The sequence below is a fragment of the Dongia sp. genome, from assembly GCF_041918875.1.
Classification (GTDB): domain Bacteria; phylum Pseudomonadota; class Alphaproteobacteria; order Dongiales; family Dongiaceae; genus Dongia.
Genome location: NZ_JAYRUV010000003.1, coordinates 338373 through 359644, shown reverse-complemented (window position 1 = coordinate 359644; position 21272 = coordinate 338373). Strand labels below are relative to the sequence as shown.

At 63.4% G+C, this 21272-nt stretch carries 18 protein-coding genes; 5 read left to right on the top strand and 13 right to left on the bottom strand.

Going from position 1 to position 21272, the window contains the following annotated elements; translation table 11 throughout:
* Positions 1-146 precede the first annotated feature (146 nt).
* From ACE3TY_RS05355 to ACE3TY_RS05345, 3 genes are all read right to left on the bottom strand, one after another.
* Positions 147-2549: a DUF1989 domain-containing protein gene (locus ACE3TY_RS05355; RefSeq protein ID WP_374651590.1), complete on the bottom strand. Its 2403-nt coding sequence runs from the start codon at positions 2547-2549 to the stop codon at positions 147-149.
* A 132-nt stretch (positions 2550-2681) separates the two neighbouring features.
* Positions 2682-3395: a hypothetical protein gene (locus tag ACE3TY_RS05350; RefSeq protein WP_374651588.1), complete on the bottom strand. Its 714-nt coding sequence runs from the start codon at positions 3393-3395 to the stop codon at positions 2682-2684.
* Positions 3379-3960, bottom strand: coding sequence for a tetratricopeptide repeat protein (locus ACE3TY_RS05345; protein ID WP_374651586.1), 582 nt, complete (start codon positions 3958-3960; stop codon positions 3379-3381). The genes ACE3TY_RS05350 and ACE3TY_RS05345 overlap by 17 nt, the downstream gene beginning before the upstream one ends.
* Positions 3961-4022: 62 nt before the next feature.
* Between ACE3TY_RS05345 and ACE3TY_RS05340 the strand changes: the two genes are divergently transcribed.
* Positions 4023-5108 (top strand): M14 family metallopeptidase, encoded by a 1086-nt coding sequence (locus ACE3TY_RS05340; protein ID WP_374651585.1) that lies wholly within the window; start codon positions 4023-4025, stop codon positions 5106-5108.
* Between the two features lie 62 nt (positions 5109-5170).
* On the opposite strand, the gene ahpF is transcribed toward ACE3TY_RS05340, so the two are convergent.
* Together ahpF and ahpC are read right to left on the bottom strand one after the other, a co-directional pair.
* A complete protein-coding gene (ahpF, locus tag ACE3TY_RS05335; protein WP_374651583.1) occupies positions 5171-6751 on the bottom strand; it encodes an alkyl hydroperoxide reductase subunit F in 1581 nt (526 codons plus the stop codon).
* A 157-nt stretch (positions 6752-6908) separates the two neighbouring features.
* Positions 6909-7472: an alkyl hydroperoxide reductase subunit C gene (gene ahpC / locus ACE3TY_RS05330; RefSeq protein ID WP_374651581.1), complete on the bottom strand. Its 564-nt coding sequence runs from the start codon at positions 7470-7472 to the stop codon at positions 6909-6911.
* Between the two features lie 271 nt (positions 7473-7743).
* Here ahpC and ACE3TY_RS05325 point away from each other — a divergent pair, with 271 nt between their 5' ends.
* Entirely contained in the window at positions 7744-8943 is a 1200-nt protein-coding gene (locus ACE3TY_RS05325; RefSeq protein ID WP_374651579.1) for a helix-turn-helix transcriptional regulator, read from the top strand.
* A gap of 32 nt (positions 8944-8975) precedes the next feature.
* On the opposite strand, the gene ACE3TY_RS05320 is transcribed toward ACE3TY_RS05325, so the two are convergent.
* The 7 genes from ACE3TY_RS05320 to ACE3TY_RS05290 all read right to left on the bottom strand — a co-directional run bounded on the left by ACE3TY_RS05320 (position 8976) and on the right by ACE3TY_RS05290 (position 17554).
* Positions 8976-9746 carry a hypothetical protein gene (locus tag ACE3TY_RS05320; protein ID WP_374651577.1) on the bottom strand — a complete coding sequence of 257 codons (771 nt, stop codon included), beginning with the start codon at positions 9744-9746 and terminating at the stop codon, positions 8976-8978.
* 222 nt (positions 9747-9968) lie between these two features.
* The gene (locus ACE3TY_RS05315) at positions 9969-12050 is read right to left on the bottom strand and encodes a calcium-binding protein (protein WP_374651575.1); all 2082 of its coding nucleotides are present in this window, start codon (positions 12048-12050) and stop codon (positions 9969-9971) included.
* Between the two features lie 193 nt (positions 12051-12243).
* A complete protein-coding gene (gene glcF, locus ACE3TY_RS05310) occupies positions 12244-13560 on the bottom strand; it encodes a glycolate oxidase subunit GlcF (protein ID WP_374651573.1) in 1317 nt (438 codons plus the stop codon).
* Between the two features lie 3 nt (positions 13561-13563).
* Entirely contained in the window at positions 13564-14718 is a 1155-nt protein-coding gene (locus tag ACE3TY_RS05305) for an FAD-binding protein (RefSeq protein ID WP_374651571.1), read from the bottom strand.
* Positions 14718-16205, bottom strand: coding sequence for an FAD-linked oxidase C-terminal domain-containing protein (locus tag ACE3TY_RS05300; RefSeq protein WP_374651569.1), 1488 nt, complete (start codon positions 16203-16205; stop codon positions 14718-14720). Before ACE3TY_RS05300 ends, ACE3TY_RS05305 begins: the two co-directional genes overlap by 1 nt.
* 143 nt (positions 16206-16348) lie before the next feature.
* The gene (gene ykgO, locus ACE3TY_RS05295) at positions 16349-16474 is read right to left on the bottom strand and encodes a type B 50S ribosomal protein L36 (protein ID WP_133612612.1); all 126 of its coding nucleotides are present in this window, start codon (positions 16472-16474) and stop codon (positions 16349-16351) included.
* Positions 16475-16597: 123 nt separating this feature from the next.
* Positions 16598-17554: a class I SAM-dependent methyltransferase gene (locus ACE3TY_RS05290; RefSeq protein ID WP_374651567.1), complete on the bottom strand. Its 957-nt coding sequence runs from the start codon at positions 17552-17554 to the stop codon at positions 16598-16600.
* A 94-nt stretch (positions 17555-17648) separates the two neighbouring features.
* On the opposite strand from ACE3TY_RS05290, the gene ACE3TY_RS05285 reads away from it, so the two are divergent.
* From ACE3TY_RS05285 to ACE3TY_RS05275, 3 genes are all read left to right on the top strand, one after another.
* Positions 17649-19034 (top strand): MATE family efflux transporter, encoded by a 1386-nt coding sequence (locus ACE3TY_RS05285; protein ID WP_374651565.1) that lies wholly within the window; start codon positions 17649-17651, stop codon positions 19032-19034.
* The gene (locus tag ACE3TY_RS05280) at positions 19031-20161 is read left to right on the top strand and encodes an NAD(P)/FAD-dependent oxidoreductase (RefSeq protein ID WP_374651564.1); all 1131 of its coding nucleotides are present in this window, start codon (positions 19031-19033) and stop codon (positions 20159-20161) included. Before ACE3TY_RS05285 ends, ACE3TY_RS05280 begins: the two co-directional genes overlap by 4 nt.
* Before the next feature lie 237 nt (positions 20162-20398).
* Positions 20399-20698, top strand: a complete 300-nt coding sequence (locus ACE3TY_RS05275) for a PilZ domain-containing protein (RefSeq protein WP_374651562.1) — start codon at positions 20399-20401, stop codon at positions 20696-20698.
* A 168-nt stretch (positions 20699-20866) separates the two neighbouring features.
* Here ACE3TY_RS05275 and ACE3TY_RS05270 read toward each other — a convergent pair whose 3' ends face one another.
* The gene (locus ACE3TY_RS05270) at positions 20867-21214 is read right to left on the bottom strand and encodes a PilZ domain-containing protein (protein WP_374651560.1); all 348 of its coding nucleotides are present in this window, start codon (positions 21212-21214) and stop codon (positions 20867-20869) included.
* Positions 21215-21272: the final 58 nt, after the last annotated feature.

Sequence of the window (21272 nt, the reverse complement as noted above, 5' to 3'; positions counted from 1 at the left end):
AAGACCAAGAAACTGCGACGCTTTACATCGGCCCGGCCGGGCCGATGTAAAGCGGATTAGAACAGAACCGGAAAACTGTTACCCATGTCTCCGGTCTAAAATGTCACCTATCTTTCCGGTCGCACAGACAGGCCTTGCCGAATGCCTCAACTCCGCGGCTTCAGTTTTTCCGGATCGTAGAACGGAAACCGCACCACGCGGGCAGGCAGGCGTTTCTGCTGGCCGTCGATCTTGCCTATCTCAACCTCGTTCCCGAGCGCCGCATAGGTCACGTCCATGCGGCAGAGCGCGATGTTCTTGCCCAAGGCCGGCGAGATGCAGCCGGAGGTGATGACGCCCACCTGGGCGCGGCCGACATGCACGCAATCGCCATGACCCACTGCCTGCTTGGCTTCGATCTCCAGTCCCACCAGCGTCCGCTGCGGATGCTCCTTCCTTCGAAGGATCGCGTCGCGGCCGACGAACTCCTCATTGCCCTTCAGCGCCACGGTGAAGCCGATACCCGCTTCGAACGGATCTGTCTGGTCGTTGAATTCGTAGTTGGCGAAGACGAGGCCCGCCTCGATGCGCAGGATATCCAGCGCTTCGAGACCCAGCGGCAGCATGCCTTTAGGTTGGCCCGCCTGCCACACGGCGTCCCACAAGGCCGGCGCGTCCCTGGGATGGCAGAAGATTTCATAACCGAGCTCGCCGGAATAGCCGGTGCGCGAAACCAGCACGGCGACGCCGTTATAATCGCCGATACGCCCGACGGTGAAATGGAACCAATCGATCTCATCGACACGCGGCCGAGCCGGCGGCGTCCAGATGATTTCCTTGAGAATCTCGCGGCTCCTTGGCCCTTGCAGCGCGATATTGTGGAGCTGGTCGGTCGCCGACTTGACCCAGACCTGGCGGAGCCCGCGCTTCTCGGCAAGGTCACGCAGCCACTTGCCGCCGAATTCGTCGCCGCCGATCCAGCGATAGCGATCCGGCCCCAGGCGGAACACCGTGCCGTCGTCGACCATGCCGCCATGCTCGTAGCACATCGCCGTATAGACCACCTGTCCGTCGGCGAGCTTGCGGATATTGCGCGTGCAGGCGATCTGCAACAGATCCTCGGCATCCGCGCCCAGCACTTCGAACTTGCGCAAAGGCGAAAGATCCATCACCGCGGCGGCTTCACGGCAAGCCCAATATTCCGCCGTCGGCCCCGCATTGTTGAACCGGTTGGGCAGCCAGAAGCCGCGATATTCGGTGAAGTTCCGCGTCAGTGCGCTCGTGCGCGGATGGAAGCCGGTTTCGCGGGTGAGGATCGGTTCGGATTCTGCTGTCATGCGATACGCCATGGCTCGGGAAAACTCGTTCTTCGCATCGTAGATACGAACATGGATGTCGGTTGGGTTCCAGGCATTGGTGGCGTCGATATCGTCCGGGCAGGCCGAGGAGCCGCAGACCAGGTCCTTCAACGCCTTCATCAGCACATAGTCGCCGGGGCGTGACCAGGGATCGTCGAGGAAGATCGCATTCGCCGCATTGACGCCGGTATTGTAGAAGAGATTGACCGCCTGCCAGCCGCGCCGCGTCTCCAGGCCGAAGCGCTCCAGCGCAATGTTGAAATTTTCCGAACAGCTGGGATGTCCCGGATAACCTGCATCCTCATAAAAACGCGGCGTGCAGGCCAGGCCGAACGTGTCGTGCCGCCCGCAGGTATCGCGCACCACTTCGGTCAAGGCCTGCATATCCATGTCGAAGAATTTCGAGGCCAGGCCCGGGCCCGGATAGATCGCCCCCAGCATGGTGCGCGTCGTCGTCATGTCGATGCCGCGCTCTCTGCCGTTCTGCAGCTGTCGCGCGTCGAAGGCGACAAAGTCCGAGCATTGCCGCCCGGCCACATCGATGATCTGGATGAACTGCCCTTCCTTCACCTCGTAGGAGAGGGCCGTGCATTTGTCGACCCGGTATTCGGCGACGAGATCGCCAAGCGGTGCCGGCAAGGGTGGCGCCGATTGCGGCACGACAACGGCGCGCCGCACAATGACGGAGAGATCGGTCGCCGGATTCTGCTCCTCTGGCCGCATCGCGGCCCCAGCATGGCGCGGCGCATGCAGGACGACGATCGCCGCGCGCGCCGCCGTCAGGCTCACCTTGTCGCCTGCGCGCGTGTCGCCCTCCAGCACATGTGCCGCGGCGTCCACGCCCTTGGGCACGCGCCAATGCGCCAGTTGATGGCGCAGTTGCACAAGCTCGTCGGCAAGGAAACCGAAATCAGGCGGCCGCCCGCCAAGCACCGCATTGATGCCAGGCGATGGAGCCGAACCGCGCGATCCCAAGGCGGCCAGGCCCAAAGCGGCCAGGTCCGGCTGCAGCGTATCGGAATGGAAGGCCGCGAGTTCGCAAGCCTGCCGGCCTTCGCGGTCGATAATGTCGATGCGGTCGCCGGCCTCGAGGCGCAGGATCAGCGCCCCCAGCCCGGCCAGACGGTAATGTTCCGTTCCGGGATCCCAGCGCGGCAGGCCAGGTTCGACCACCCGCTTCCGCGCAGTTCCCTCGCCTGCCATGATGCCCATTCGACGACCTCGGCTGCAGCGGATTCGGATTACACCATTTCTGGTCCAATATTAGACCGCTTGCGGCGGCGGTCTCAAGCGCGCAATCGACCGGCATCGGCGGATTCCCGGACCCAATCGGCGCCAATGCGGCTAGAGCAGTCCCGCACGCTGGATCGCCGCCGTCACCTCCGCCTCGCCGCACACGCGATTGGGCCGGCTATATTCCTCGCGCGTGTCGATCTTCAGCTGCATGGCATTGCGCGTCTTCTGGAAATCGGCGACGGCCGCCGCCGTCGCCTTATTGATGAGATTGCCCAGCACCGTGCGGGCCTCCGCTTGGCTTTTCGTCGCGATCGAGTGCGAGACCGCGCGCAATACCTTGGGCCGGATCAATCCCGCCATCTGCGGAAACAGTTTCTGGTCTGTCCGCACATGCTTGGCCTCGTGCTTCACCACCTCGTTCCACAGGCACGAACCGCGCGGCACCTCCTTGGCGATAAAGACCTTGGTCGAGACGGTGATGACAATCTGCAACTGCGTGATCCACCAGCATTGCCTGCCATCCGGCAGCGCCTCCCCGCGCATTTCCCATTTCGACTTGCCGTCAGCTTCCGCCGCGGTAACGCCGACGGCATACCTGAAATCCCGCAAGCCATGCGGCACTGCCAACCTGGGATCGCCGGACAGATTGGCGATGCCGCGGCTGTGATCCTGGGTGGCGGGCCTGGCGTCCGTGCGCACCGATACGACCGGCGGCGCGATTGTGCCGCCACACGCGGCGGCGGCAGCCGGCTCGGCCCAGACCGTGATCGCCAGAATGCCGAAGGCCGCGAGGCCTGCCAGCCGCTCAAATCGCACTGTCATCCAGCCTCTTCTTCACCAACTTGAGATTCTCCCGCGCCGGCGCATTGCGCGGATAGAGCGACAGCACCCGCTCGAACGCGTCGCGCGCCGCCTCGTCATGCGCGCGGGCGAGGTTGACGACGCCAAGGCCGGAGATCGCCCCGAAATGCCGCGGTTCCAGTTCCAGCACCTTCTCGATATCGGCCAGCGAGGCATTGTAATCGCCGCTGAGGTAATAGACCGTGGCCCGCCGGTTCCAGCCTTCGGCGAAATCGGGCCTGGCGGCGACGATCTCGCTGAAGATTCCGATGGCCGCCGCATAATCCTGCGTTTCCATCGCCGCCTCGCCCTCTTCCATCATCCGATCGAGTTCGGGCGTACCGCTCTCGCTCCATATCTGCCAGATCATGAATTCGGTGAGACGCGCGATCTGGGCATTGTCGGCATCGTGCAGCCGCTGGAACAAGGCCGGCAGGCGCGGATCCTTCTGGTCGGCCGCGGCCACGGCGCTTCCCAAGCCCAGCAGCAATCCGGTACAGCATAAAACGCGGTTCAAATGGCGCCTCATCGTGATGTAGTCTAGCATTCATCGCCTTTCCGGGCGACCCTTCCCGTATCGCCGATATCCCCAATTTGAGACGGATTGTCATGACCGCCGAAGCCTATTTCTCCGCCAATTATGCCCAAGCGCGCGGCCGTTTCCGTGCTGCCGCCGAAGCCGCCCGCGCCGACATCCAATCCTATATCAACCCCCAATGCGGGCCAGACGGCGGCGAACTGGCGACCGACGTGGCTCGCATCGGCCCCAGCAATGCCGAGCGTCTGCTCATTGCCATGTCCTCGACCCACGGCGCGGAAGGTTTCTGCGGCTCCGGCATCCAGACCGGCTGGCTTGAGCTGGACATCTTCAGATCGCCGCCGGCCGGCACCGCCATCCTGCTCATCCACGCCATCAATCCTTTCGGCTTCGCCTGGGTGCGGCGGGTCAATGAGGACAATGTCGATCTCAACCGCAACTTTCTCGACCATGCCGGCAAGCTGCCGCGCAATGACGGCTATAAGGAACTGCGCGATTTCATTTGCCCCAAGGACTGGTCGGCGGAATCGGAAGCCGCCGTGAAGAAGGTGTTCGGCGATTACATCGCCCGTCATTCCCGCATCGACCTGCAGGCCGCCATCATGAACGGCCAGTATTGGGACAGCCAGGGCGTCTTCTATGGCGGCACCGGTCCCACCTGGTCGCGCCGCACGCTGGGCGAGGCCCTGGCGCCCTACGCCGCCACCGCAAGGCATGCCGCCTTCATCGATCTCCATACCGGTCTTGGCCCGTATGGCGTGGGCGAAATCATGTCGAACGATTTCGGCGGCACGCCCGGTGCCGCACGCGTCCGCGATTGGTTCGGTTCGGAAGCCACCATGCTGGATGACGGCTCCTCCACCTCCACCGCCGTCACCGGCGACACCAATCTCGGTATCGTCGCCGGGCTGCCCAAGGCGACGATAACCGGCATCACGCTCGAATACGGCACCGTCCCGGTCGAAGCGATGGTCGATGCGGTGCGTGCGGACAATTGGCTGCATGTCCACGGCCAGCTCGACAGCGCACTGGGCCGCAAGATCAAGAGCGAGATCCGCTACACCTTCTATCCGGACGAGAAGAAGTGGAAGGAAATGGTCTTCGACCGCGCCGTCGATGTGCTCGGGCGGACGATGAAGGGGCTGACGCAGGGCTGACGGCCAAGACGCCCCCACCCGGCTCTCGATGAAGGGAGAGCCGGGTGGTAGGGGCGCCCGGTTTACGCCGCCTTTTCTTCCACCGTGGGAGCCAGGCGGATGAGGTAGTCGAAGGCAGAGAGGCTGGCCTTTGCGCCCTCGCCCATGGCGATGACGATCTGCTTGAAGGGCACCGTGGTCGCGTCGCCGGCGGCGAAGATGCCGGGCTGCGAGGTGGCGCCGCGATGATCCACCTCGATCTCGCCACGGGGGCTGAGCGCCACGCTGTCCTTCAGCCATTCGGTGTTCGGCACCAGGCCGATCTGCACGAAGATGCCTTCGAGCGCGATCCGGTGCAGCGCATCGCTGTTGCGATCCTTGTAGGTGAGGCCCACGACCCTGGCGCCGTCGCCATGCACTTCCGTGGTGAGGGCCGAGGTAATGACCTTCACGTTGGGCAGCGAGTTCAACTTCCGCTGCAGCACCGCATCGGCCCTGAGCTGTCCGTCGAACTCGACCAGCGTCACATGCGCCACGATGCCAGCAAGGTCGATCGCCGCCTCGACGCCCGAATTGCCGCCGCCGATCACCGCCACGCGCTTGCCCTTGAAGAGCGGCCCGTCGCAATGCGGGCAATAGGCGACACCCTTGTTGCGGTATTCCGTTTCACCCGGCACATTCATCTGCCGCCAGCGGGCACCGGTAGCGAGGATCACGCTGCGCGCCTTCAGGACCGTGCCGCCGGCCAGATGCACTTCCGCAAGGCCGCCCGGCACCTTGGCCGGAACGAGCTTCTCGGCGCGCTGCAGGTTCATGATGTCGACATCATATGCCTTCACATGCTCCTCAAGCGCCACGGCGAGCTTGGGCCCTTCGGTATGCGAGACCGAGATGAAATTCTCGATCGCCATCGTGTCCAGCACCTGCCCGCCGAAACGCTCGGCGGCAATGCCCGTGCGGATACCCTTGCGCGCGGCATAGATCGCGGCTGAAGCACCGGCCGGACCGCCACCCACCACGAGCACGTCGAAAGCCTCCTTGTTCTTCAGCTTCTCGGCAGCGCGCGCTTCGGCGCCCGTGTCGATCTTGGCGAGAATCTGCTCCAGGCTCATACGGCCCTGGCCGAAAGGCTCTCCGTTGAGGAAGATCGACGGCACGGCCATAACCTGGCGCCCATCGACTTCCGCCTGGAACGCGGCGCCGTCGATGGCGACGTGACGGATATGCGGGTTGAGCACGCTCATCAGATTGAGCGCCTGCACCACGTCCGGGCAGTTCTGGCAGGACTGCGAGAAATAGCTCTCGAACCGGTAGTCGCCCTCCAGCGACTGGACCTGTTCGATCACATCCAGCGCGGTCTTGGTGGGATAGCCGCCGACCTGCAGCAAGGCCAGCACCAGCGAATTGAATTCGTGCCCCATGGGGAGGCCCGCGAAGCGCACGCCGACCGCCGTGCCGGTCCGGTGGATCGCGAAGGAAGGCTTCCTCGCATCGTCGTCGCGGCGTTCATAGGTGATGAGGTCGGAAAGCGACGCGATCTCCTCCAGCAGTTCCTGCGTCTCGCGCGCGGTCTCGCTGTCGTCGAGCGAAGCCACCAGCTCGATCGGCTGCGTAATGCGCTCGAGATAGGCTTGCAGCTGTTCCTTGAGATTGGCGTCCAACATGATGCTTGGTTCCCCGGTGATGAAGTTCGGTCGTGAAGCTACTCCCCGTCATCCCCGGGCTTGACCCGGGGATCAGTCTGCAACTGAGGCGCAGAGCCCAGTCAAACCTGATGCCCGGGACTGCGCCCGGGCATGACGACGGAGTGTCGTTCGGTCCTTAGATCTTGCCGACCAGGTCGAGCGACGGCGCAAGAGTCTTGGCGCCTTCCTTCCAGGCGGCCGGGCAGACTTCACCCGGATGGGCGGCGACATACTGCGCCGCCTTGATCTTGCGCAGCAATTCCTTGGCGTCGCGGCCGATGCCGCCCGCCGTGACCTCGACGATCTGGATCACGCCGTTGGGATCGACGACGAAGGTGCCGCGGTCGGCAAGACCGGCTTCCTCGATCAGCACGTCGAAGTTGCGGCTGAGGCGGAGCGTCGGGTCGCCGAGCATCGTGTAGTTGATCTTCTTGATCGCAGCCGAGGTGTCGGCCCAGGCCTTGTGGGCGAAATGGGTGTCGGTCGAGACGGAGTAGATCTCGACGCCCATCTTCTGGAACTCGGCGTAATTGTCGGCAAGGTCCTCGAGCTCGGTCGGGCAGACGAAGGTGAAGTCGGCCGGATAGAAGAAGAAGACAGACCATTTGCCCTTCAGATCGGCTTCCGTGACGGTAATGAATTTGCCGCCCTTGAAGGCTTCCGCCTTGAACGGCTTAATTTGGGTATTGATCAAAGACATTCGAATGATCTCCAGTTTCGTAAGGTTGCGGATAACGCGCGACCCGATAGATAGAGCTTTTCGTCTCATTGAGTAAATTGATTATTCTTTCGATAATGATCGACGTACTCGATTAGTTGATGAGAAAGGTCGATCTAAAATGACTGATTTACAACATTTGAATTGTGATATCGGTCACTAATACATTTCATGTAGTTGGCAACTCCACAATTCGGCGCTATCTAGGCAATCTAGGTTTCTTTCCTGCGCTTATGCATGGCAAGGCGGCGACATGAAGCTGGGGCGGATGGATGAGGCGGCGGAACTATCCGCCACGATCGAGCGGATTTATGACGCGGCACTGGATCAGGGCCTTTGGCCCACGACCCTTGCCGCCATCGCCGCCTTCGTGGAAGGCTACAGCGCCGCCATATTTTCCAAGAGTTCGTCGCTCACCGATGGCGCCCTTTATCACCATGACGGCCGCATCGCGCCGGAATTCCAGCAGGCTTATTTCACCCGCTACATCAAGCTCGACCCCGCCAACACGCTCCAATATTTCGCCGAGCTCGAAGTGCCGGTCAGTGTCTCCAGCCTCGTTCCGCTGAGCGAACTGGCCGACACCCGCTTCTACCGCGAATGGGCGGCACCCCAGGGCCTCATCGATTTCGTCACCGTGGCGCTGGAGAAGTCCGTCGCTTCCGCCGCCCTCTTCGGCGTCTTCCGCCACGAGAGCCAGGGCATTGCCGACGATCTCGTCCTGCGCCGCATGGCATTGATCGCACCGCATGTGCGCCGCGCCGTCTTCATCGGCCGCGCCTTCGATCTCAAGACCGCCGAACATACCGCCCTTGCCGACACGCTCGACGGCATGAGCGGCGCGCTCTTCCTGGTCGATGCCGAAGCCCGCATCGTCCATGCCAATGCGGTCGCCTATCGGGCACTGGAGCGGCAGGATCTCTGCCTGACATCCGGCGGCAGATTCGCTTTCCTCGACCGTGCCGCCAACGGCATGTTGAAGGCCTTCCTGACCGGCACCGGCACGGCGGCGCAGCCGGGTGCGCCGCGCGACCTCGTTCTGGCACTCGACCGCGCCGATGAGGAACGTTTCATCGCGCATATCCTGCCGCTCGCCTTCCATCGGGCGCGAGCGCGCAAGTCGGGTGCAGCCGCCGCCGTCATCTACCTGCAGCGCGCTGCCCTGGAGATGGATTCCGCTCCTGCGGTCATCGCCAAGGCCCATGGCCTGACCCCGACCGAGCTTCGCGTCCTCCTCGCCATCGTCGAGATCGGCGGCGTGCCGGAAACGGCGGAATCGCTGGGCATCGGCGAGGGCACGGTGAAAACCCATCTCAGGCGCGTCTTCGCCAAGACGGGCGCCGTGCGCCAGGCGGACCTGGTCAAGCTCGTCGCCACCCACGCCTCGCCCCTGCGGGGCAGTGTGCCGGCGACCCGGCCCCAGCGTGCCTTGGCGATGGCGGCCGGCCTATAGCGGCGCGGCCGCTGCCCTCACCACAGCTTTCCTCACTGGCGCCGGGCGATGCATTGGCGCAGTTGCTCGCGAGCGGCGGCACCGTCGTGATACGCCACGCCGACAATGGGCTGTCCCTGATGGACGACATCGAGCGCCAGCGTGTCCGTCATGCCCTCGATCGCGGCCTCGGCGCTCGGCACGACGAAAATGACGGCGCCGTAATCGTTGGCGCCCGGCATCGCCATGTTGAACGCATGCACGGTCTGCGGCGCCGAGTCCGATTGATTGAGCGTCACCAGGATCTTCGTCAAAGCCGGCGGGTGCGGTATATTGGCCCCGAAGAGCATCAGGAATGCGCCGTCATAGGACCCGCCGGGCCCCATCATCGCCATGCCGACGCCGCGCTGGGTGAAGATGGCCGAGCAATAGTCGCCGGGCTTTTGCAGGCTGCCGACGACTTCCCATGCGCCATTGGCGACCGCCGGATCGGCGGGATTGGCGAGGCGATCGATCTCTTCCGTCATGGCTGAAAGAATGCCGACGAAACCGCCGATGGCCATGCTCATGCCATCCTCGCCGCCTCCCGTATCCGCCGGCGCTTCCTCTTCCTGCCCCTCCTCATTACCGCCACCGAACGGATCCATCGGCGCGCAGCCGACCCAGCCGGCTGTCCCGCCGCCCGTTGGAAAGTAGCCATCCGGGCAGGTGCCGCCTTCGGCGCGCACCAGCAAGGGACCGGAAAGAACCATGATGCACAGGAGGATAAGGGGGATGATGAGGGCAGCAGGCCGCAAGAGGCCCATCGATCGAAGGGTCGCCACAGAGGAAACTCCAAGCGCGTCTCATGGCAGCCCGCAATCCCCCGCCGGAGAATCGAACCGACCGTCCCTGGCCACATAATCAACATGCCACATGCTGCTTTGCAAGCGCCACGCCGCTTCATCCGCGCACCCGGAACTCCCTCTCCCCGCAATAGCGGGGAGAGGGTCGGAGTTCAGGGCGTTTCCGTCAAATTGTGAAACGCCCTGGCATCGCGTACCGGCTCAGACAAGTGCCTGGCCGTGCTGCTCCGTCACGATGAGCGTCGCATTGTTGTCGAAGGCGAAGATCGTGGTGTGGTGGCCGGCATAATGCGCCGCTCCAGCCGCATCCGCCTCGGCCAGGGAATGAATTGCCTGGCCCTTGTAGGTCACCCCATCAAAATCGATCCGGTCCTCGAAAACGTCGAAATCCGTGATGATATCGGTGCCGGATTCGCCGCCGAAGAGAAAATGATCAGCGCCTTTGCCGCCCTCGAGCAGGTCATAGCCGCTGCCACCCGCCAGCACGTCGTTGCCGGCGCCGCCGCGCAGATAATCGTGGCCCTCCTCGCCGAGCAGGCGATCGTCGCCGCCCTTGCCGGTGATCGTGTCATCGCCACCGCCACCAAGGATCTGTTCGCCAAAGGCGTGACCGGTGATGCGGTCGCCGCAATCCGTGCCGAACAGCGTCAGCATCGGATCGGATTCGACGCCGATCGTCGTCGCAACCGTATTGCCGGCACCCGCCTGGCCGCGTTCGTCGAGGACCGTGATCGTCACATGGCGCAGAGCCTCGTCCGGATTGTCGACCCTGCTTTCGAAATGCAGGCTCTGCAGGACATTCTGATATTCGGCGACGCTGGCATAGCCCTTGAGCGTCAGCGTGCCGCTGCATTCGTCATAGCTGGCGCTGATACCGCTGTAGCGTTCAAGATCGACGCCGAGCATGTCATGGCCGGCATCGAGCCCGCCCGCGATCTTGATGACGGCACCACCGAGATATTTGGAATCGGCATCGCTGACTTTCAGGCCTTGGGCGAAGTAAACCGCCGCCCCGCCTTCGTGGTAGGTATTGGGATGTGCCGTCGCCGCACCGTCATCATAGAAGGCGACCGAACGCGGCCGCTGGCCGACCGCGGCATCCAGCGCGTTGGACACGGCGATGATGGTCTCGCCCTGGTCCAGAAAATCGCCGTCGCCATTGAGGTCGGTAAGCCGCACGACATTGCGTGCCGCGGCATCGCCGCTGTTCGAGGTGACCATGACGTCGCCATTGGCACCCGCGGCGATGGAGAAGCCGATCTGATTGCCGAAACCTGCAGGTAGCAGGCTGGCATCCCAAACCTGCTTCACTTCGCCGGCGGCGTCGATGTCGCCGCTGCCGTTGAGGTCGGTCAGACGGAAGACGCGGGCGCTGCCGGCGGCGGTGGCCGAGAAATCCCAGGTGAAGACGCTGCCATCTTGCGCCGCGATCGCCAGATCGACGGTCACGCCGAAGGCATTGTTGTCCGAAATGAAGACCTTGGCCTCGCCGGCATCGATGACGTTGTTTCCGTTCCTGTCTTCCAGGCGATAGATCGTATCCGTATCCCCGCCATTGGTGTCGGCCAGATAGGCGACATCGCCGGTGAAAGTAAGGTCGAAGGCGGAAGAGCTGACATTGAGCGTCTTCAGGTCGATCCAGCGCGTGGCTTCGCCGGCGTCATTGGCATCGCCGTCATTGTTGAGATCGACAGTCCGATAGATCGCGTCATCTGTCTGGCCATTGATGAGGCCGGCATTGGCGACATAGACGGCACCCTTCTCGTCGGTCGAGACGCCGTTGGGCGTGGGAAGCTGCAGGCCCGCGGCATTGTCCTTCGAGAACCAGACGTGCGCCTCGCCGGCGTCGTTGGCATCGCCGTCACCGTTGAGGTCCCGCGCTACGTAGACGCTGTCGGTATCTCCCTCGGCAAGATAGACGGCGCCGTCCTTCGCCTGGTGGATGGCAAAGACATTGCCGGTGGGGGCCGCAAGACCGCTCTGGTTGGTCGCGTCCAGGAAGACGGTACGCTCGCCGGCATCGAGCGCATCGCCGTCGCCGTTGAGATCCTTCAGACGAAAGACCTTGTCAGCCGTCTGGTCCCCGAACAGCGCGGTAAACGGCTGGTATGCGGGCGCAAGGCTCAGTTCAGGAACCTCCACCGTCGGTTTGGGCTTCGGCATGTGGCCCCAGCCGCCATGCCCGAGGAAATGCCAGAAATCGGCGATGCGCCAATCCCTCCAGGCCAGCCCGCTCGAATCCACGGAACCCTTGTTGGAACCGGCCTTGTTTACCTTGCTCATAATTTTTCCTTTCAGATAAAGGAGTTATAGATTCAAAGTCGGACAATATTTATGCGAATGCGAATCATTTGCAACATATATTTGGAAACACGAACTTCGGCACCATGAAACTCGCCCGTTTCACCTGGGGCTGCTTATCGAAAAACGCGGCATCGCGCCTTGGATCTCAACGGCACGACCGCAGCACGGAATGTCAGTGTTCGGAGAGATGGGACGCGCGGTTGAGCGCTGCCGGCATGGGGCCGCCGCTTGCCCAGTCGAGCAGTTCGACCGTGTGCAGGATGGGCTGAGCGAGCCCGCCTTCCAATTGCTGCAGGCAGCCGATATTGCCGGCCGAAACGATATCGGCACCGGTCTTGGCGATGTTGCCGAGCTTGCGCGCGCGCAGCTCATTGGCGAATTCCGGCTGCAGCAGATTATAGGTGCCGGCCGACCCGCAACAGAGATGCCCTTCCGGTACATCGACCAGCTCGAATCCGGCGCCGCGCAGCAGATCCTTCGGTGCCGAGAGCACGCGCTGTCCGTGCTGCAGCGAGCAGGCGGCGTGATAGGCGACCTTGAGCCTGGGTGCGTCCGGTGCCGGCGCAACGCCGCCGATCTTCACCAGATACTCCGTAATATCGAGCGCCTTGGCAGCGACTTCGCGCGCCAGCGCCGCATCCGCATCACCCCGGAAAAGATGCCCCCAATCCTTGATCGACGTGCCGCAGCCCGACGCCGTGATAATGATGGCGTCCAAACCGTCACCCTTCATCTCGCGTGCCCAGGCATGCAGCGTGGCGCGCGCGGTTTCGCGTGCCGCATGCTCGCGTCCCATATGCTGGGTAAGCGCCCCGCAACAGCCCGCGCCTTTCGCAACGACGACCTCGATGCCGAGGCGATTGAGAACGCGGATCGCCGACGCATTGATGCCGGGCTTCAAGACCGGCTGCGCGCAGCCGGCAAGGATCGCCACGCGCCCGCGCCGCTCGCCTTGTGCCTCGAAGATGCCGGGCGCATCGGTCGCGGCCGGTGCGGCGACAGTCTTCGGCAGTACGTCGAACATCGCCCTCAATCGCCCGGTGACCAGATGCGGCAGGCCGGCCAGCCGCGCCATATTCCCCAGCGCTAAAGCGCTGCGGAAAAAGGTCGGATTGGGCAGCACCAGCGCCAGCGCATCGCGCAATATCCGGTCGAACAAGGGCCGCCGGTATTGTTTCTCGATCCGCACGCGCGCCTGATCGACGAGGTGCATGTAATCGACACCCGACGGACAGGTCGTCATGCAGGAGAGGCAGGTGAGGCATCGGTCGACATGCCTGGCGACGATGGCATCGGCCTGCTCGTCCTTCTCCAGCATGTTCTTGATGAGATAGATGCGACCGCGCGGGCTATCGTTCTCGTCGCCGGCGATGACATAGGTAGGGCAGGTCGCCGTGCAGAAGCCGCAATGGACACAGGTGCGCAGGATCTTGTCGGCGGCGGCGAGGTCCGGATCGGCAAGCTGGGCGAGGCTGAAATTTGTCTGCATGTCTCAGAGATCCGGGTGCAGGCGGCCGCGGTTGAAGATCATCTTGGGGTCGAAGGCCAGCCGGATCTTCCTCAGCAGCGTGATCGGCACCTCCGGGCTGAAGACCCGGTCACCCATGCGCCATGCGTCGGGAGCGAGCAGCAGGCTGGCATGACCCCGCCCGCCCAGATATCTGTGCACAGCGCTCACAGCCGCCGAAAAGTCCGTGAGGAAATGAGAGAGCCAGATACGCCCGCCACCCCAGTCGACCAGCGCATCTGCCCCCGGCAGATCGGCCAACAGCCCTTCCAGCGCTCCCGAAAAGCCCGCCGGCGGTACCGAAAGGGACCATAAAACGGGCGGTTTAGGATCGATAATATGGTTAATATTTCGCAAATCCCGCCAGATAGCGATAGCCGACTCACCCTCGGCCACCCTGCCCGCCCCCGCCAGAACCTGCAATTTCCCGAGCCGGTAGGCGACCGACGGGCCCGACCCTTCCAGACGGAAAACCAGGGCACCGCTCGCCGGCAGATAGGCAGCGCCCGTTGGCTCGGCGGTGCTGCCGAGAGCTGCGTTCATCAGCCGATTAGCTTTTGAAATATCTATATTTTCCAGGGCGAGCGCCACGACGGCCTCGGGCGCTGGAACCACTTTCAGCGTCACTTCCGTCATTGCCACCAATGTGCCGAAGGAGCCGGCGACGAGCTTGGGAAGATCATAGCCGGTCACATTCTTGACTACCTTGGCGCCCGCCTTGACGATCTCGCCGGAGCCATTAACTCCCTTGAATCCCAGAAAAAAATCCCGTGCCGCCCCGGCAAAAGGCCGCCTGGGGCCAGAGAGGTTGCAGGCGATCGTCCCCCCGATCGTTGCCTGCCCGACGGTAGCACCGAAGACGGGACCGAGATCGGGCGGCTCGAAGGCCAGATGCTGTCTTTCGGCCTTAAGCACTTGTTCTATTTGTGAAAGCGGCGTGCCAGCACCGACGGTGAGGACCAATTCGGCCGGCGCATAATCGACGATGCCACTGAACTTACGCAACGATACCGCACGGCCGCCAACCGGACGCCCCCAGCCGGCCTTGCTGCCATGGCCGATGAGCGCCAGCGGCACCTCTTCCGCGGCGGAAGTGCGAACGATATCAGCCAGTTCCTGATCGGATGCGGGGAGCAGCATCAGAACCGGGGCAGATCTGGATAGGGCAGGTTCCCGCCGCGCACATGCATCGCCCCCATCTCGGCGCAACGCTGCAGGCTGGGGAACACCTTGCCGGGGTTGAGCAGATTTCCCTGGTCGAACGCGCACTTAACGCGCATCTGCTGATCGAGATCGACGTCGCTGAACATGGTCGGCATCAGGTCGCGCTTCTCGACGCCGACGCCATGCTCGCCGGTGAGTACGCCGCCGACTTCGACGCAAAGCCTGAGGATATCGGCGCCGAAGGCCTCGGCAGCTTCGAGTTCGCCAGGCTTGTTGGCGTCGTAGAGGATGAGCGGGTGCAGATTGCCGTCACCGGCATGAAATACGTTGGCGACACGCAAGCCATGCTGGGCGGAGAGTTGCGTCATCCGATTGAGGACTTCGGGCAGCCGGCTTCTGGGGATCGTGCCGTCCATGCAGTAATAGTCCGGCGAGATGCGGCCCACCGCCGGAAACGCGGCCTTGCGCCCGGCCCAGATGAGGAGACGCTCAGCCTCGCTCGCACTCACGCGCAGGCCCGTGGCGCCATGCGCATTGGCGATGGCGCTGACGCGGGCGATAAGGTCGTCGACCTCGACTTCGGGCCCATCCAGTTCGACGATCAGCAGGGCTTCGGCATCGAGCGGATAGCCAGCATGGACGAAATCCTCGGCGGCATGGATGGCGGGCTTATCCATCATCTCCATGCCGGCGGGAATGATGCCGGCGCCGATGATGGCAGCCACCGCCGCGCCGGCACTTTCCGAGGAAGCGAAACCGGCCAGCAGGGCCCGCGCTTTCTCGGGTTTTCTCAGCAGCTTCACAGTCACTTCCGTGACGACACCCAGAAGGCCTTCGGATCCGGTAAAAAGGCCCATCAGGTCATAGAGGCCGCTGTCGAAATGCTTGCCGCCCAGGCGGATCACCTCGCCATCCATCAGCACGACTTCCAGCCCCAGGAGATTGTTGGTGGTGAGGCCGTATTTGAGACAATGCACGCCGCCCGAATTCTCGGCGACGTTGCCGCCGATCGAACAGGCGATCTGGCTCGAGGGATCGGGCGCATAATAGAAGCCGTCTCCGGCAACGGCGTGGCTGATGGCAAGGTTGGTGACGCCGGGCTGCACCACGGCGCAGCGATTGGGAAGATCGATGTCGAGAATCCGGTTGAGCTTGCCAAGCCCCAGCAGCAGGCCATCGGCCAAGGGCAGGGCGCCACCGGAAAGCGACGTTCCAGATCCGCGCGGCACGACCTTGATGCCGAAGCGATGCGCGATCTTGAGCGCCGCCGAAACCTCCGCCGTCGAGCGCGGCAGGGCCACGGCGAGCGGAACCTGGCGATAGGCCGTGAGGCCGTCGCTTTCGTAAGGACGCATGGCGCGGGGATCGGCGATGACATTCTGCGCCCCCAGTGCCTCGCGCAGGGCGGCAACAAATCGCGGAGCAGCTTCGAAGGCTGCTGAATCGGGCGGCGGCATCAGCATGGCCCGATTCTATAGCGCAAAAAGAAACCGCGCCGAGAGTAAATCCCAGCGCGGTTTCCAAATCAGATAGTCGGATCCAGCTCGATCAACGCGCTGGTCCGAGAAAACTCAGCCTGCGCAGCCCAATCCCAAAGTGACGCTAATCAACCTTGGCGCGCCTTGAAGCGCGGATTGGTCTTGTTGATCACGTAGACCCGGCCCTTGCGGCGCACGATACGGCAATCCTTGTGCCGTGCCTTGGCCGACTTCAGCGAGTTCACAACCTTCATGGTCCGGTTCCTTGAGAAAACAACGAGTCTTGAAATGGTGGCGCAACATAGTGACCAGGGCATTCCCTGTCAACCGCGCCAGGAACGCCTGCAAGCCACTGGAATATATGAATTAACGGCGGATTACCAGTTCGACATCAGCTTGGTGCCGCCCAGTTTGATGGCGTAATAGCGCATGACCTTGAGGTCGCCGGCGTCAAAAGCGGCCACGCGGCGGCTCCATAATTCGACTTCCTTGACCACTTGTTCGGGCAAGGCCTTGGCATGAGCCGCTTTTTCGCCCCCGGCCTGGGTGAAGTCGACCCAGCCATCCATGATCATCTTGCGGTAGCGCTCGGTGATGTCCTCGTTCACCCGGAGATCGAAATTGAACTCCCGGAACCATTTCACATATTCCTCGCCCGAGGCGAAGAACGTCTGGTCCGACGGATGAAGGCCCAGCCCCTGCAGCCGCTGATCATTGATGTCCAGGGCATCGTTGCGGACGAAATCGGTGATGGACACCTGGCCGCGCGGCTTCAATGCCCATTCGAAGGTTTTCAATAGCTTCTGCTTGTCTTCGACCAGATAGAGGGATTCCGAGGAAAGGATGCAGTCGATCGACCCCTGCTTGGGCTCGAACCCCTCCGGTGCATAGCGGATGATATCGGCCTTCTTCTCCATCCCCGCCTTGATCGAAAGCTCGCGCCCCGCCTTGGCAAGGTCGGCCGTGGGCTCCAAACCGTTGACCCAGACCCCGAATTCGTTGACAAGCGCGCGCGTGCCGCCGCCCAGGCCGGCGCCGAACTCCATGACCGTGAGAGACGGGTTGAGGCCGAAGGGCTTGGCAAGGCCCAGCACATGCTCCTCGCCGCCCGGTTTATAATAGCCGGCGCCCCAGACCTGTTCCTGGATACGGATAGCCTCCGTTTCCCAAGGCAGCAGAGGCGGGATAGTGATGGCGGGTGGCGGTGGCGGCGCCAGCTCGGAACCGCCGCCGGCAAGCAGGCCGGACGCGTGGGGAAGCTGAACCTCCTCGCCCTCCCACCACGCCCGCAGGCGCAAGCGCCAGGGTACCTTAGCCTCGGCTCCGGATTTCATATCCCCCACAGCCCCATTGCCGATTCACGGCAAATCAATTAGTTAACTGTACCGTCTGCGTTCCTATTTCGCAAGTTGAGGTCCACCGGCCATCATGACGATCCCGCGCGGGCCGGCGACCGGCGTCGTGGCCGAGCCCCCTTCCCCCCTTTCCCGCCACCTGAAACGCACCGTCGCCCTGGCTGTTCCGGTGATGGCGGCCAGGGCCGGGCTGGTCATCATGTTCACGGTCAACGCCATGTTCTGCGGCTGGCAGGGAACCGGAGCGCTGGCCGATCTGGGTGCCGCGGCCATTCCGCAGGTCACCCTGATGGTGGTGGGAGTGGGCCTCCTAATTGGGACTATCATCCTGACCGCCCAGGCGGCCGGTTCCGGCCACTTCCAGGAATGCGGCCGGGCGCTGCGCGGCGGCCTCAGCATCGCCTGCGGCATCGGCCTGGTCTTCATGCTGGTCCTGTCGCCCGCGGAAAGCCTGCTGCGCCTTTTCCAACAGCCGGAGGAGACCTTCACCGGCGGCGGCCGGGCGCTGGCCATCCTGGGCTATTCGCTGCCCGGCATCCTGATGTTCAGCGCCTGCTCCTTCTTTCTGGAGGGAATCAACCGGCCCCTGCCGGGGATGGTCATCGCCCTGTCCGGCAATGTCCTCAATTTCGCGCTGAACTGGGTCTTCGTGCCGGGCAATCTGGGCGCCCCGGAGATGGGTGCAGCCGGCTCGGCCCTGGCCACCACCATCACCCGCTGGTGCATGCTGGCGGCGATCGGCCTCTATATCCTGGGCATGAAGGACCGCCACAAATACGGCGCCCTGCCCTGGTTCAGCGTCGATGCCGCAATCCTGAAGCGCATGCTCACACTCGGCCTGCCGCTGGCCTTTGCCATCGGCACCGAAACGGCCTGCTTCAACATGATGATCTACATGGCCGGCTGGCTGGGGCGGACCGAACTTGCCGCCATGTATGCGACGATCAATTTCACCAGCTTCGTCTATATGCTGACGCTGGGGCTTTCGACCGCGGCCTCGGTGCGGGTCGGCAATGCGATCGGCCGCGGCAATGCGGGCGACTTCAGGCGCGCCGGCTGGGTCGCGGTGGGGCTGGAACTTTGCGTGATGTGCCTGGCGGCCATCGTCACGGTGTTCCTTGCCCCCAGGATCGCCGGCGCCTACAGCCAGGATCCGCTGGTCCTGCCGCTGCTGACCGGCGCCCTGACGCTTACCGCTTTGCTCTTCATCGTCGATGGCCTACAAGGCGTGCTGATGGGCGCCCTGCGCGGCGCGGCGGACACGTTGATCCCCACCATCGTCTATATCGTCAGTTTCGTCGCGGTGGGTCTGCCCATGGGTTACATGCTTGGATTTGAACAGAGGGCTGGCGTGCCGGCCCTGATCTGGTCGCTGATCGCTGCCCTGGTCGTGGCGGCAACGGGCCTTGGCTGGCGTTTCCACCGGTTGAGTTCCAGGCCTGAAGGATTATGGCGATGAGCAATCGATCGGATTACCTGGTCATCGGTGCCGGCATTTCCGGCGCCGCCGTGGCCGCGGAACTAGCCGAAATCGGCAGCGCGACGCTGGTCGAGATGGAAGAGCGGCCGGGCTACCACAGTTCGGGCCGGTCGGCCGCACTCTATACGCCCAACTACGGCCCGGCTTCCGTGCGCGCCATCGTCGCCGCCAGCGCTGAATTCTATCGCAACCCGATGCCGGGCTTTGTCGACCATCCGCTGCTGACACCGCGCCAGGCGATGTCCTTCGTGCCGGCCGGCTTCGAAGCGAAGATCGACGAAGCGATGGCCGTCGCCACACCGGCAACGCCGCTGCAGGAGATTTCGCCGGACCAGGCCTGCAAGCTGGCACCGCTGCTCAAGCGCGAGGCCGTGGCGCGCGCCGTACTCGACCCGCATGTCATGGATATGGATGCCGGTGCCATTCACCAGGGCTTCCTGAAGCTGTTGAAGCATCGCGGCGGCCAGACCTTCACCGATCACCGCATCACCGCCCTTGAGCGGAAGGGCAGCCAGTGGCATGCGACGACATCGTCGGGCGCGCAGTTCGCGGCACCCATCGTGATCAATGCCGGCGGCGCCTGGGCCGATGAGATCGGCCGGATGGCCGGGATGCGCGCGATCGGCCTGCAGCCGATGCGACGCACGGCGATCATCATCGCCAGCGATCCGGTGCTGGCCCCGCCCACCATGCCGGCGGTCGATGACGGCGCCACCGAAGCCTATGTAAAGCTCGATGCCGGACGGCTCATGGCGTCGCTTGGCGATGCGACGCCGAGCCCGCCTTGCGATGCGCAGCCGGAGGATCTCGATATGGCGATGATCGTCGATTGGCTGGAGCGCAACACGCACCTGACCGTGAAGCGGATCGAGCATAGCTGGGCGGGCTTGCGCAGCTTCGTGGCCGATCATTGCCCCGTCGTGGGCTTCGACCGTGCCGGCGACGGTTTCTTCTGGCTGGCCGGCCAAGGCGGCTATGGCATCATGCTGGCAGCGGCCCTGGGGCGCCTCAGCCGCAGCCTCATCGAAAACGACCGGATTCCGGCCGATCTTGCGGCCAGGGGCCTGTCGGCGGCCAATTTATCGCCGGACCGCTGCCGGCTTTGAAAAAAGCCGGCAAAAGTCGCGCAGAAATACACCAAATCTTCACCATATTGGCGTTTCAATGCCCACCGGAGGCTTGGCGCTGTACCGTTCTCATGCCAAATTGCCGCGCGGATTGGATCGGCCGATTTGATTGGGTCGATCGTCGGGCAGCGACTATCCGGGGGGATAGGCGATGTTCACTGCGGCGCAGGCTTGGAACGAGAGCAACCCGGCCGGAGCGAAGGGGATTGGAACAAGATGATGAGCGACTTGCAGAAAGACACGGATGAGCATGGCGATCGCCGCCGCGCCCAACGTTATGTGGTCAATCTGCCGACCGACGTCCTGATCAAGGGTGCGCGCGTGACCTGCCGGCTGGTCGATATTTCCGAAGGCGGTGCCTTGATCGAAACCAGCGGACCCGTCGCCGTCGGCGACAAGGTCTCGCTCGATCTGCCGAAGGTTGGCCCCACCATCGCCACGGTGGTGCGCGTCAGCCAATCGCACATCGCGATGGCGTTTCCGGGTGCGATCATCATTTCAAGCATCGTTCGGTAAGGCCGAACGCGTTCACTCAGTACCGTCCCATTGCGTCATCCCCGGGCCATGTCCACGGCTGTCCGGTTTAGCGCGAGATATCCCTTCGACGCTCACTCGTCATTCCCCGTCGACGAATGTCGGCATTCGCCGACATACATGCATGACGAGGCATGCCTGACGAGGCGCTCACTCCGCCTTGTTGACGCGGTTGATCTGTTCGAGGATTTCGGCGACTTCGAATTCGCTGAGAGCCTGGGCTGAGGGAATTTCGAGGTGCAAGCGGCCGGCGCCGAGATCGACGACGACGGCTTCGCGTTTGCGGCGATAGCGTTCTGGCATCAGATACATGCGGTCGCCGGCGGCGAAGCCCTTCACATCGGGCGTCAGAATGCAGGCGCCGCCTTGCGAGATGTTGCGATAGTTGGTGATGGCGAGGGTGCGGCGGTGGTCGGAATCGTCGAACACCAGCATTGCGGTCCCGTCGTAACGGAAGCGCCGGTGACGCCGGTGATCGATCCTGTCGTCATCCGACATGATGCCTTCCTCCGTCGGCGCGGGCCGTCTTGCGCCAATGGAAAAAGGATACGAAGAG